Annotated in this window: 13 protein-coding genes; all 13 read left to right on the forward strand. The window is 40.8% G+C overall.

Features of this window, described 5'->3' with window-relative positions; all coding sequences use genetic code 11:
* Positions 1-27 precede the first annotated feature (27 nt).
* The 13 genes from ABW391_RS03005 (at position 28) to ABW391_RS03065 (ending at position 14,081) form a co-directional block, all read left to right on the forward strand.
* A complete protein-coding gene (locus ABW391_RS03005; protein WP_353480341.1) occupies positions 28-711 on the forward strand; it encodes a Pvc16 family protein in 684 nt (227 codons plus the stop codon).
* Positions 692-1,777, forward strand: coding sequence for a hypothetical protein (locus tag ABW391_RS03010; protein WP_353480342.1), 1,086 nt, complete (start codon positions 692-694; stop codon positions 1,775-1,777). The genes ABW391_RS03005 and ABW391_RS03010 overlap by 20 nt, the downstream gene beginning before the upstream one ends.
* A 33-nt stretch (positions 1,778-1,810) precedes the next feature.
* Complete coding sequence (locus ABW391_RS03015; RefSeq protein ID WP_353480343.1) at positions 1,811-3,253, forward strand: phage tail sheath family protein; 1,443 nt, start codon at positions 1,811-1,813, stop codon at positions 3,251-3,253.
* Between the two features lie 329 nt (positions 3,254-3,582).
* On the forward strand, positions 3,583-4,167 hold the full coding sequence (locus tag ABW391_RS03020; protein ID WP_353480344.1) for a hypothetical protein: 585 nt from the start codon (positions 3,583-3,585) through the stop codon (positions 4,165-4,167).
* A 31-nt stretch (positions 4,168-4,198) separates the two neighbouring features.
* On the forward strand, positions 4,199-5,203 hold the full coding sequence (locus ABW391_RS03025) for a hypothetical protein (protein ID WP_353480345.1): 1,005 nt from the start codon (positions 4,199-4,201) through the stop codon (positions 5,201-5,203).
* Positions 5,204-5,280: 77 nt separating this feature from the next.
* Positions 5,281-5,745, forward strand: a complete 465-nt coding sequence (locus tag ABW391_RS03030) for a phage tail protein (protein WP_353480346.1) — start codon at positions 5,281-5,283, stop codon at positions 5,743-5,745.
* A gap of 53 nt (positions 5,746-5,798) precedes the next feature.
* The gene (locus ABW391_RS03035) at positions 5,799-6,302 is read left to right on the forward strand and encodes a phage tail protein (RefSeq protein ID WP_353480347.1); all 504 of its coding nucleotides are present in this window, start codon (positions 5,799-5,801) and stop codon (positions 6,300-6,302) included.
* On the forward strand, positions 6,286-6,459 hold the full coding sequence (locus tag ABW391_RS03040; protein ID WP_353480348.1) for a DUF5908 family protein: 174 nt from the start codon (positions 6,286-6,288) through the stop codon (positions 6,457-6,459). Before ABW391_RS03035 ends, ABW391_RS03040 begins: the two co-directional genes overlap by 17 nt.
* Positions 6,460-6,478: 19 nt before the next feature.
* Positions 6,479-7,174, forward strand: a complete 696-nt coding sequence (locus tag ABW391_RS03045; protein WP_353480349.1) for a CIS tube protein — start codon at positions 6,479-6,481, stop codon at positions 7,172-7,174.
* Entirely contained in the window at positions 7,171-8,946 is a 1,776-nt protein-coding gene (gene vgrG, locus ABW391_RS03050; RefSeq protein WP_353480350.1) for a type VI secretion system tip protein VgrG, read from the forward strand. Before ABW391_RS03045 ends, vgrG begins: the two co-directional genes overlap by 4 nt.
* A 23-nt stretch (positions 8,947-8,969) precedes the next feature.
* Positions 8,970-9,257, forward strand: coding sequence for a PAAR domain-containing protein (locus ABW391_RS03055; RefSeq protein WP_353480351.1), 288 nt, complete (start codon positions 8,970-8,972; stop codon positions 9,255-9,257).
* A gap of 12 nt (positions 9,258-9,269) precedes the next feature.
* Complete coding sequence (locus ABW391_RS03060; RefSeq protein WP_353480352.1) at positions 9,270-9,692, forward strand: GPW/gp25 family protein; 423 nt, start codon at positions 9,270-9,272, stop codon at positions 9,690-9,692.
* Positions 9,693-9,719: 27 nt separating this feature from the next.
* A complete protein-coding gene (locus tag ABW391_RS03065) occupies positions 9,720-14,081 on the forward strand; it encodes a baseplate J/gp47 family protein (protein WP_353480353.1) in 4,362 nt (1,453 codons plus the stop codon).
* Position 14,082 lies beyond the last annotated feature (1 nt).

Here is a 14,082-nt window from a genome sequence, read left to right on the forward strand (position 1 = left end):
TTCTCAACCAATCATTAATTATTCAATATGATAGCAGAAGCGGTTGCTTTCTTGAGAGAAGAATTGAGTAGGTATGTCCTGGTTAATCAGCGACCTGAATCCCCCTTGAGGAGAGAAGACATTTTGCTGGGGAATGTCGCAGCTTTGGAAACGGATACACAAAATAGTCTCAAAAACAAGGTATTGATCAGCCTGGTAAACCTGGAAGAAGAAAGTACCCTGAAAAACGGAAAATCTTACATAAAAAATCCACTAACCAATGGCATAGAATACTTACAACCGCCCGTTTACCTCAATCTTTATTTACTCTTTTCTGCGACCTTGCCAGATTCAGCAGCAAATGATGATTACGATCGGGCATTGCATCGTTTGGGATTAATCATTCAGTTTTTTCAATCGAAAAAATTATTCACCATAAAAAATTCTCCACAGTCTCCTTTTGCGGCTTCTGAAGATGAGGTTTTAAAAGACGAACTGCGCTTACTTCCCGAACTCTACACGCTTACATTTGAACAGATTAATCATTTGTGGGGATCCTTGGGAGGCAAACAAGTACCATTCGCGATGTACAAAGTGCGATTGATCAAGATTCAGGGCAGAATAACTACTGAAGCCCCCCTCATCGAAGAAATTCAGAAAAAAAGTGAAGAATTGGTTGCGCCAAAGATTGCTCAATCAACCAGAAAACCCAATGCAGACGAGGACAATTGAATACAAAATAGTATGTGAGATTCACATTTTGCATGACTACTATCTGATTGATAGTGCTGGTGCGTCTTTTTTTGCAAAAAACAAAGAACAGCAGCAATCACTTTTGAACCGAAAATTACAGGCTGGCAAATATGATGTAAGCAAATTGTTTGAGTTGCAAATCGACAAAGAAACAATTGAAACCATTAAAAATCTCAAATTACGGTTGATCCCCACTTCATTGGGTTTTAACCTTGCAATGGAAGTAAAATCAGAGCCTCAATCTGACGGGAGTGTACGATATCGTCCCGCTATACCGCCAGCTAAAAATGCGACTCTTACCATCGGACTAAAAGCGATTAACCGGCTTTTTGGCAACATCACTAGTGTCGCCCTCAATCAAAAGGACAATAAGATTTATGCTTTTTCGAATGTAGGCAATCGCAGCGATAATGTACTTTCTGTACCCGTATCGGCTTTTGATTCAACTCAGTCCTATCAAATGGGGGATTTAGCATTGATTGGGGGGAAAATTCAACAGGCTTTGGAAAACATTAAAGGAGATCGCACAAAGTGGACGCCAGTAATCGGATCAGGTTTTGTGAATAATGCCGATCGATCAATAGATACAACCTCAGATTTTTATCAAGATTGGAGATTAGGGTTTTCAACCCCAATTGCCCACCCATTTGGCTTGATACAGTTGCAAATTCAAACCGACAATCCGGCTTTAACTTTGATTACACCAGATGGGTATTTGGTTACTAGCAGAACTCCTGGGTTATTTCGAGCTGTTTCAAAGAAATTTGAGCTTCGATTTTTAAGCAGATGTACTTATTGGAGATATGGAAAAGCAGATGGATTTACTAAGGCTGAAATTGATAGTATTAACAATAATCCTTCTGCCTCTTTTGAATGGAATGGCGAAAAATTTGTAACCCGAAAGCCTCGTTGTTTTGCTCAAACTTTGACCATAGACGAAAGTTACAAGGCTTTTCCAAATGCCCAACCTGAATCCCTTCGTGCAGAAGGAGGACGCTTGTACAGCGACATTCATTTTAGCGCAATCAATGCATTCCCTAAATAAGGGTTCCATAAACATCAGTAAAATCAAACAATTATGGCAATAACATCATTAATTCCACGCCTAAAAACACCAGGTGTATACGTTGAGGAAATTCCAAAACTTCCTCCTTCAATTGCCCAGGTAGAAACGGCGATCCCAGCTTTTATCGGTTATACTGAAAGAGCGCTTGACAGTAGAGGGGAGTCTTTGGTCAACAAACCCCAACGAATTACTTCTTTGCTAGAGTATGAACGATATTTTGGCCGTGCAAATGCCGAGAAGGGTAGTATTACGGTCGATATTGTGAAGAAGAAAGAGAATGAATTTGAGTTGAATGGAAAGATCGACCCAGCGAAACGTTCCAAGTTTTTAATGTATTACGCATTGCAATTGTTCTTTGACAATGGTGGAGGTCCTTGTTGGATCGTATCTGTTGGAACTTATGAGACATCAGAGGCGGGCGCTGTTTTAAAAGCAAATTTGTTGAATGGATTAAGCGCTACAGAGCGCATCGATGAAATTACGCTTTATGTGTTTCCTGATGCGCAAGGACTCGATACTGAAATAGACTTTTATGACGTATACGGCAAAGCAATCGATCTTTGTGTAAAATTACAGGACCGGTTTACGGTAATGGATGTTTGGGAAGCCCCAGGTCAGCCAGCTGATGAATGGTTTAAAAGTATCGAAGGTTTCAGGGATAACACACCAACGGAAGTAGATATTATCAAATATGCTGGAGCATATTATCCGCGATTAAAAACCAGTATTGATTTTTGGTACGGTGGGAAAGGTGTTGGAGATGCCAACGTTCTCATTTCAAACTTTGCTGGGGCAAGCAATCTTGCGGAACTTAAGAAACTAGATAACTCATTGTATTTCCGGGCAAGAAATGCGATCGAAGCTATCCCTTGTGAAATGCCACCCTCTCCGGCTATTGTTGGAATATACGCCCGCGTTGATGCATCTAGAGGTGTTTGGAAAGCACCAGCCAATGTAAGTCTTCGTTCGGTGATTGAACCAGTCAAGTTGCTCACACATGAAGAACAAGGTAGGTTGAATGTGGACACCCTGGCTGGAAAATCTATCAATGCCATTCGTACTTTTCCAGGTCGTGGAAACTTAGTTTGGGGCGCACGCACCTTAGCTGGTAACGACAACGAATGGCGATACGTTCCGGTTCGTCGTTTTTTCAATATGGTGGAAGAATCGACCAAAAATGCGACCGCTCAATTTGTTTTTGAGCCCAACGATGCCAATACTTGGACTCGAGTTCGTGCTATGATTGAAAATTTTCTTACCCTGCAATGGCGTGCTGGCGCACTCATGGGAACTACCACTGATGAGGCATACTATGTGCGGGTTGGATTGAACGAAACCATGACAGAATTAGACATCTGGGAAGGCAGAATGATTGTCGAAATAGGTATGGCTGTAGTACGACCAGCGGAGTTCATCATATTGCAATTTAGCCACAAAATGCTTGCGGAGTCCTAATCTCCAATTTGCTACCTAAAAAATAATTTAATATGTCTAATGCTAAATCTAAATGCGCTGATGTGGTCAAGCTGCCAGCTGACCTTATCTGTAAGTTCAGCAAAGATTTAAAAACGCAGATATCGGAGGAATGGAGTAAAATCAATTCATCCCGTACCATGATTGAATGTTATGAAATGGTTCGGGGGTACAAGCTTTGCTGCTTCAACATGACCGAAGAAACGTATCGATATTTTCGAGATATCGACAACTTCGAAATTTTTGACATGCATAAAAGTACCGAAATTATCCAGGCCAATATCGATGCTTACATCAAGAAAAATCTGGAATTGTCGACTGAAATCAAAGCAGGCTCAAAATTATTGAATGATCTGAAGACAAAACTCCACGACGCCAATAACGCTGCTTGTGCAATGCGCAATTGCCTGAAGAGTATTCTGGGCTTTACGGATGATAATGTTCCTAAAGAAATTTCTAAAGTAACAGAGATTGCTAAAGCATTAAGCGCAGATGGTCAATACGCTGCGGAGGCACTGGTCAAAATAGCTGGCATTCATACATTTGCAGATGTAGCTGGGCTCAAAGATTTCGGACAAAAGCTTGTAACCGCATCAAAGGAGCTAAAAACCAAAGTGGATGACAATGCAAAAAAAGCAGCGGAAGAAAACAGATTGGCACAAACGGAATTGACGAACAGCATTAATGAACTCAACAATACTGAATTCAGATTTTTTGGAGAAAATAGTACCATCAATGCGCTTCTCCATACGCGTGAATTCATTTGCGAAGGAGAATGTGAATCCATTGAGGTAGTTGAAGAAATTTGTAAGGAATTCAACGATAAACCTGTGGAAACACCACCAGCTCCTCAAAAAGTCAAAGGGGGGAAGTATTCCAAAGATGATCGAGATTAATTCATTTTTTTGACACAAAAAAAAATAAAAAATGGCAGTATACAATACAAAGCCTTTTCTTAAAGAGAAGGTACCTTTTCTTAATCGACTAGAAAAGGAGTGCTGCTGCGCCGACGAATCACCTGTTGATAACGGAGCAGAGGATTGTGATTGTTTGGAGTGTTGGGAAAAAGAACTTCAAATCGCAACCAATGAATTGAAGGAGGCTACTGCAAAATACAATAAGGCAAAAAGTATTTTTGAGAATGCCTATGCTTGGGAAAGCAAATTAAAGCTGTGGATTGAAAATACCAAAGCCACTCATGAAAAGGCTATAGTTACCTATGCTGAATTGGTCTTATTCATCGAATCCGTGAAAAAATTGGAGGTGAATTCCCAAAAGACCATATTGGTTATACAAAGTCTGGTCTGTTTGATAAAGAAAATTTTTGACTTAAACAGTCAGCTTTGTATTGAATGGGAAGGGAACATTGGTTTCAATTTGATTTATCAATTGAAGGAATACATCCGCTGCCATCAATCACTGGATGAGCCTAAAAAGCAACAGGCATTGGCTTGTATTGAATCTTATGAAGTTAAGGTAAAAGAAATTTACGAGCTGCGGGTTACCATTTTGGGAAAAATGTTGCAACTCCTTCACCTTGCCACTGTAATTGCGACTTTTATTTACAATGAAGAAAGAAATTTTGGATTAAAATGGCAATTGAACGATTTACGGAAACGCCTCATTCAAGAAACGACTTCTCTCGGCAAAATGAATGAATGTTTCTGTGCTCCAGTTGAGCAACCTGATTTGACCCATCCTTGCGGCAAAGAAGAAGAACGAGCTTTGTTGCCAATCATGGCGATGGAAGGAAAAGGGAACAGTGATTATTACAATAAACTAAGCAGGTTGTATAATAAAGCGGAGACTGAATCAATAATGTACCGTCTTGAAATGCAAGATGCTCGCAAGCGCTTGGATGAAATTTCATCAAGAAAAAACAGTCTTGAATTAGCTATCAACGCCGCTGAAGCAGCTGAGGCCGCAAAATAGCAAATTAGATTCCCCTTTTTACAGAAAAAGGCTAATCTATCAATTTAATTTATTCATCAACACAAATCAGCTTTATCATGGCAGCTAAAGGAGATTATCCAATTCCAAAGTTTCATTTTATGGTGGAGTGGGGAGACGGTTTTCGCGTGGGTTTCACCGAAGTGAGTGGACTTGATTTTGAAACCGAAGTGATCGAGTACCGCGAAGGCAGTAGTAAAAAATACAACAAATCCAAGCAACCAGGTCTTACCAAATACAGTGACATCACCCTAAAACGTGGAACATTCGAAGGTGACCTTGATTTTTTCAACCTTTGGAAAGAAACGGTTTTCTTTCAAGAAGGCAACAAAACTGGGAGCAAATATCGCCGCCCCATCACCATCAAATTGCTCAATGAGAACCACGAGCCAATTTTGGTATGGAAATTGGAAAACGCATGGCCTAAAAAAATCCAGTCGACCGATTTGAAAGCTGATGCCAATGAGGTTGCCATCGAGACCATGGAAATCGCTCACGAAGGGCTCACGATCTCTGAGAAGTAAAGATTTCACGGCATCCCCGATCCATTTTCGTTACGGACTTCAATTATTGGTAAATGTCAGATACAACCAAAGTGGTACCCAGTTTCCACCAAATGGTCGGTTTCCATTTTTTGGTCACTTTTGAAAAGTTACCCAACGCTGGAAATCTTGATGTTAGCTTTCAATCAGTTAGTGGCTTGGACGTTCAGATGGACACAGAGACTTGGAAGGAAGGTGGGGAAAATCGCTTTGAGCATACCCTGCCTTCCAGAAGCAAGTTTTCTTCAACTCTAACTCTGAAGAGAGGGCTTTTGAAACCTGGGCAATCTGGACTAAGCAATTGGTGCATCAACAGTTTTGTGCACCTAAAAATCGTTCCACTCGAAACGGTAAACGTTCAACTTTTGGATGAAAATCACAACGCTTTGCTTGTCTGGAATCTTGCGCATGTCTGGCCCAAAAGCTGGAAAATTGCCGAGTTCAACGCAGAGCGGAGCGAAGTCTTGATCGAAACCCTTGAGTTGAATTTTAATCGATTTTCACTACAAAATGCTAATTCAAATGCCAATAGAAATTAGAGAACTTGTCATCAAAGCTACCGTTTCATCTTCCAATGGGAATGGGTCGACGGCCACTACCAACAACAATGGCAGTACTACTGATACAAAAGAAGCAGACGTTAACCTGATCGTCGAGAAAGTCTTGGCTATTTTAAAAGAAAAATCTGAAAGGTAACCTCATGCAAAATGGCTCCTTGGAGAAGGTTAATATTTATGCTTACACTGATAAGAAACTAAACAATAGAAGTCCTCTTAGTCCGAACCCGTTTATCCTGCCCTTAAATCCTGAAAATTATTCTAAAAACTTCAAGGTTGAAACGGATAACCGACGTGGGCATGGCAACCAAGGAACGGATCCGCGGTACATTTCAACACCTCCTGAAGAATTAAGACTTGATTTTATTTTTGACGGGACGGGTACCATCGAAAACTACAAATACCCAAACGAACAGGATAAATCTGTCAAAAAACAACTTGAGTTGTTTTTACAAACAGTTTATCAAATGAAAGGTGACATCCATCGACCAAATTTCCTCAGAGTACATTGGGGTAAATACTTGGTTTTTCCCTGTATTTTGTCCAATCTCGACATCAACTACCAGCTTTTTGAACCCAATGGAGATCCACTCCGAGTTAAACTAAGTGCTACTTTTTTGAACTACATGGCTCAAGAAGAACGTACTCGCCGCGAAGCTCAAAGCTCTCCAGACCTTACACATCTGAGACAAGCCAAAGCAGGCGACCGACTTGACTTAATGACCCACAACATTTACAACGATACAAAGTACATATTGCAAGTAGCCAAAGCAAATAAGTTAATTACGCTGAGGCGTTTAAAGTCTGGAACTGAACTGCGTTTCCCCCCAATCGATAAAACGGAAGGAGTATGAGTACCCGAACAGCGATTCCAAATTCCTCTACCCACGACGTGGTCACTTATGACCTAGTTGTAAACGGAAATGCATTGGACACGGCACTTCAGGTGCTCAGTATTTCGGTAACCAATGAAATCAACCGCATCCCAACTGCTCACATCAGCTTGCGCGATGGAGAAGCTGCGGAGCAAAGTTTTGCCATTAGCAATAGTGCCGACTTTGTTCCAGGTAATAGAATTCAAATTAAAATTGGTAGAGATAGTCAAAATGCTACAGTATTTAAAGGCATAATCATCAAGCATCACATAAAAATCAACGAAACCGGGGTAAGCGAATTGATGGTTGAATGCAAAGATGAAGCGGTAAAAATGACCGTGGGACGGCACAATCGTTACTACGAAAACAGTACAGACAGCCAAGTTATCGAAGAACTTATTGGCCGTTATTCCCAATTAAATTCGGATATTGAATCCACCAATTTGGTTCACAAAGAACTTGTTCAGCATCACTGTACCGACTGGGATTTCGTACTTTCTCGAGCCGAAGCCAATGGCAAACTAGTCATTGTTGAGGAAGGTACCATTAAAGTCAAAAGACCCAATACTTCTGTAAGCCCGACTTTACAAGTAGCATATGGTGCTAGTTTACTTGAATTTGAAGCCGAAATGGATGCCCGTACTCAATGGAAATCTGTGGAAGCCAAAGCTTGGGATTACACCAATCAAACGTTGTTTGAACACCGTTCTAGTACCGCTCCAGTTACGGAGCCTGGGAACCTTAGTGGAAGCACTTTAGCGAATGATGCCATCAACCTTGAAAAACTAGAACTCCGGCATACTGGGCAGCTACTTGAAGCGGAATTACAACAATGGACTGAAGCAGCCATGCTCAAAAGCCGCTTGGCCAAAATATGCGGAAGAGCAAAATTTTTGGGATTTTCGGGCATCATGCCAGGGCAAATGATTGATTTGCAAGGGGTAGGTAGCCGATTTAATGGCAAGGCTTTTGTCAGCGCTGTTCGTCACAACATTGGCAATGGAGCCTGGGATACCCATGTGCAATTTGGACTTACCCCAAAGTGGTTTCATCAGTCGGAAGACATTATAGACACACCTGCTGCAGGTTTATTACCTGCTGTACAAGGCTTACAAATTGGCAAAGTGGTTCAATTGCAAGATGATCCTGATGGTGAGCACCGAATTTTGGTACGACTTCCGATTGTTGACAACAACGCCAGAGGTATCTGGGCTAGAGTTGCAACGCTTGATGCCGGGAACAATCGGGGATCTTTTTTTCGTCCTGAAATTGACGATGAAGTCGTTGTCGGTTTTTTGAATGACGATCCTCGTGATTCCATCGTGCTCGGCATGCTGCACAGTAGCGCCAAACCGGCCCCAATTAATGCACAAGATGACAATCATGAAAAGGGATTCGTTACCCGCAGCGATATGCGTATCCATTTCAATGATGACACCAAAATCATTACCATTAGCACACCTGCTGGCAATAGCATAACCCTCAGTGAACAGGATACCTCAATTGTGGTTACAGATCAAAACAACAACACGGTCAAACTTGAGCCTGCCGGGATTACTTTAGATAGCCCTGCGGACATAAAAATCAATGCCGGGGGCAGAATCGAAATTTCCGCTACTGCCACATTAAGTATGAGCGCAGCTCAAATGGCTATTTCTGCCCAAAGTTCGATGGAATTGACCGGTGCGACAACAAAGCTTTCGGGTTCGGGCATAACCGAAATCACAGGGTCATTGGTAAAAATAAATTAGAATTTCTTACTTAACACGCCTTCATGCCATTCGCTGCCCGAATCACAGACATGCATACTTGCCCATTAACCCCTGTAGTACCACATGTTGGGGGGCCCATCATCAGTACCTCTGCACCAAATGTATTGATCGCGGGGTTACCGGCTGCGGTGGTAGGAGATATGTGTTTGTGTGTAGGGCCACCGGATGTTATCGTTAAAGGATCCGCTACTGTATTGATTGGAGGAAAACCCGCGGCACGCATGGGAGACATGACCGCTCACGGCGGTGTGATCATACAAGGAGCTCCAAATGTAATCATTGGAGGATAAAAGCACATTACTATGGAAAGAGAATCTTCATTTTTAGGCGTAGGCTGGGCGTTCCCACCTGCTTTTGATAAGTCTTTAGGAGCCGTAGAATTGGCATATGATGTTGATGATATTCACCAAAGTTTGCAAATTCTCCTTTCCACCAGCATCGGCGAACGAGTAATGCAACCAACCTTCGGTTGTAATTTGAGAGATTATCAATTCGAACCCTTGAGCAATACTTTCCTTGGTTTTTTAGAAGACATGGTTGAACGAGCCATCCTATTTTTTGAGCCAAGAATTGTTGTAGAAAACATCTTAATTACAGAACCGGAAGACTTTCAGTTATACGAAGGCAAAGTCCTGATTACTGTAGAATATATGATTGCAGGAACCAATACCCGCAATAACTTTGTCTACGATTTTTATCTACGCGAAGCAGATCGAACGATTTAGTGAACATAATTTAATCAGCAAGAAGACATGGCTTTGCCTACCCAATATTCACACCCCCTCTTGAGTCGACCTGGCACTAGTCAATATAAACGATTAGCAGACTTTTTTTCTGTTCAGCCCGACATGTCCCTAATTGATGGTCGTTCCTTGGCGGATATTCTAGACTACATCAACAAGTTTGCCCGGCAAGTCATCTATCATGAATATCAAGCAAATGATTTTGAAGGTGAATACATTGAGTTGGGCAACTGGTTGGCATTCTTTGAAAAAAGCCTTCCATTTCAATTGGTTCGGTACCACAAAACCAATTTCGACCAACTGGAAACAGATCTATTGAGGCTTTCCAAAAATCTTGAGCAAAACCCTACGATAGAAATTCTAAAATTACTACTCGATTTGTGCTTTTTCGAATTGATTTTACCAATCGAAAATTTGCAAAAACAGGCGAATCAATACGATTTCAGTTTTAGTTCCCATTTACAGGGACTTATTCGCAGCCAGCTTATGCCGTCAGTAGTGAGTTTTATTCAATTGAGCAATGCTGCCAATAAATATTTCTGCGTTGGAAAGCACGATTTTTCCAATTTCACCCAATCGCCCTGGATCATTGCCGAGGAGGACATCATCAAAATAGATGAACGATTTAAAAAGGTACCAGGTGGAACCCAGGGCGCAATACTTTGGCTTAAAGAAGAATTGAATAAAATCGCTTATCAAATATTGGGAAATGCCCGCCAAATTGCTCTGGAAATCCCTCCCTTTCTTGAAGCTGCTATCAATGTATTAAAGGGTAGGCACGAACCTCATCTGGGCCTGCTTTTCGCATTTATCCGTCTGTTTAAGTATTTTCAAGGTGATCTCAACGAGTTGACCCAAGTGCATCTTGAATTTTTTTATGAAAAAGTGCTAAAAATTAAACGAAAGGATTTTGCCGCAGATCATGCGCATTTGGTTCTTGAAGTATCTAAGCACCTCAAGGATCCCTATATAGTGGCCAAAAACACTGTTTTTAAAGACGGGAAAGATGCCAAGAATATAGATGTACTCTTTCAATTGGATGAAGAAATAACCATTGATAATGCAAAGGTCAAAGCCCTAAAGACCCTTCATCTTAATCAGATTGACTATTTGGAGGACAATGGGACTTCCAAATCTTACATAGAGGGTCTGTATATCGCTCCGGTAGCCAACTCTGCAGATGGAAAAGGGGAACAACCGTTCAAAGATGACCAATTAAAAAATTGGGCAACGTTGGGCAATAAGCCAAGTAAATACATTGCATTTGGGAAGAATTTGCCTGAAGATCATCCGCTGGGAAGGATTGGCTTTGTATTGGCTTCTCCGGTATTGTGGCTGAATGAAGGTCAACGCCAAATAACCATTTCCATCGATTGTCAATTTGACTCAGGCGAACCAATTCCCGAGAATTTATTCACAAAAATAGCAGCAATTGGCCAATGGTTTCACTTGCATTTTTCGGGAGAAGAAGGTTGGTTTGCTCCAAAAAAACTTTTCAAATTGGAATATCAATTTCCGGATGATCCTCCAGACCTCGGCAAACCATTTAAGCTGAAATTCAGCGGAACGTTGGATTCAGGAGAACCGAAAGTTGCCTTTTATGATAATGCAAAAATCCAGGAATCATTCAGCGTGGATCAGGCTTTGCCCATGGTAAAAATTGAGTTAGATACCACCAAGAAGATAGAACTGTCCTCAAAAAATACAAGTGGCACTGAACGTTGCAATTTGTTGTGGAAAGATGATTCAGATAAAAAATTAAATGCCGCACTCTATCATTATTTAAGGCATTTGAAAATAAACGATACGACCATCGATGTGACTGTTAGTGGCGTAAAAAATTTATTGGTGCAAAACGAAGAGAGTCTACAAGATGTGAATAGTCCAATCTTACCCTTTGGGACCAGGCCCAAAGTAGGTGCTGAATTTTATATTGGGAGTAAAGAAGTATTTTTAAAGAACTGGGAAGAAGCATACCTGAATGTTGATTGGAAAAACCGTCCGGAAAAATTAGAAGAACACTATGCTGATTATTATTCAAATGAGGTGTTTGAGGATGGAGAAGTTAGTATTAAGGATAATAGCTTTAAAGTCAGAACTGAAATCTTAGAGAATGGCGTTTGGGTTTATTATGAAAAAAAGGATAAATCTCAGCGAGCATTATTCCTGGAGCAGAAGTCCTCTATTGATAGTACGTTAAAAGTAAATGAGAATTATAGGAATACTTATGGTTTGTACCGCGAGCCGTTAGAGCAAAATAGCAATCTTGATGGTAAGCATTTAGCACCTTTAACTGTCAATTCAAGAGAAGCTTTTTTAAAGTTTACATTACAAGGGGTAAGTTTTCAACACGAACGGTATCCGCTGGTTTTGGCTAGAAAACTAATTGAATTATCCGGATTGGTTGATCCAGCAGAACCGGGTAAACTAATTGCGATTTTTGAACAATTTAAAAAATACATCACAAGTTTAAATTTTTCTGATATCACAGCCCCTCCCAAGACAGAGAAAAAAATCGGTTTGGAGGCTCTGCTAAAATTATTAAGAGAAAATATCATCACTTTGGGGGAAGGCGGTGAATCAATAGATAGCATCAGTAAATTGAATTCAAAAATTTCGGAGAATACTGGTAAAATAATAAGCAACATCAACTCGATGATGGATGATTTAGCTGGTATTACTCCAGATAAGTTGACCCAACTTCAAAAACTTCTCAAAGAAATTGCTGAAAATTCTTCAACCATAAAAAACACCATTAGCAATCGAGATGAATTTTCTATAGCTGCACGAAAACCTTTGCCAAATCAAATAAAAGAAATTGAGATTATATTAAATGATATTGAAATATTACACACGGCCATAAGGGATCAATTAGAAAAAGAAATAGGAAACCACGTGAACAAGAAATACGGACTTCCTAAGGAGCCATATACACCCACCATTAAGAACATTTGGATCGACTATAAAGCTACAGCAGGTCAGGATGACATTACCTTGATCCACCTCTACCCTTTTGCCAAAACTTCAAAAGTTGAAAAACTCCAACCGGAGCCGAACTTATTGCCTCACTTTACCGACGAAGGTTCCTTGTTCATTGGTCTGGAGAAACTACGTCCTGGATCAAATCTGCAACTGTTGTTTCAATTTGCTGAAGCAACTGCCGATTCAGAAAGCGCTCGCGCAGAACTTTCGTGGCATTATTTAAGTAAAAACACTTGGAAAGAATTGCGCAAAGGGTTTGAAATTTTGGAAGATGCTACCAAAAAAATGACCCGTTCAGGAATAGTCAAATTGGCCATTCCTGAGGATGTAACCAATCTGGGAAATACCATCATGCCACCTACCGAAGAAGGCGAACACCTATTTTGGATTAAGGTATCAACTCCTTCTTCAATAGAGACGGTGGCGGAAGTTGTTGGAATCCATACCCAAAGTGCAGTCGCAACCTACCTGCCGCAAGAAAACAGTGATACCAATAGGGTAGCTCAGCCGTTGGAACCAGAAAAAATTACTAAATCCCTTCAGCCAGATTTCAACATCAATAAGGTTCTCCAACCCTATGAGTCTTTTGGCGGTAATTTACCTGAATCAGGTGGACAGTTCTACACCCGAGTGAGCGAACACTTACGCCACAAAGGCCGTAGCATTGATGCTTTTGATGTAGAAAGACTCATCCTTGAAGCTTTCCCAATGATCTTTAAATGCAAGTGCATTAGCCATACTCTTGGTTTATCTGCCAATATTTATAAGCAAGATTTAGAAATCGCGCCAGGATTTGTTACCATAGCCGTTATCCCAGATTTGAATAAATTAAAAGCCGGAAATAGTTTTGAGCCCAAAGCTCCAGTAAGTATCCTAGAGGAAATAAAAGCATTTTTGCACCAGAGAATGTCTCCCTTTGCTCGCATTAAAGTAATGAATCCTCGCTTCGAAAAAGTAAATGTGGATTTAAAAGTACGTTTGATACCAGGTCGAGATCGAGCATTTTATCAAGCGCAATTAAAAACAGATCTTAGCCTTTTCCTAGCTCCATGGTACCTGGGGGGTTCTGACAAATTATCCTTCGGACAACCTGTCGTTTACTCGGATCTAGTCGGGTTTGTTGAAAATCTAGAATATATAGATATTATTTCAAACTTGACATTATATGATGCGCAAGGTGTTGAACAATCTCAAGAGATCAGCCCTGAAACCGCTCGTTCTATCCTTACTGGAGGAAAAATCAACATCAATTTGGACGATGATCTTTGTAAAGTGGAAACCGGCGATCTTGATGGCAACAATCCAAGTCCAGGAGACATCATCCGTAAACCATCCCAGATTCCAGCTGGGCAAGCCAGAGCATTTCATAAGAACCACCAACCCCATTGAT

It is taken from the genome of Haliscomenobacter sp. (assembly GCF_040403615.1).
In the GTDB taxonomy this organism is placed as follows: domain Bacteria; phylum Bacteroidota; class Bacteroidia; order Chitinophagales; family Saprospiraceae; genus Haliscomenobacter.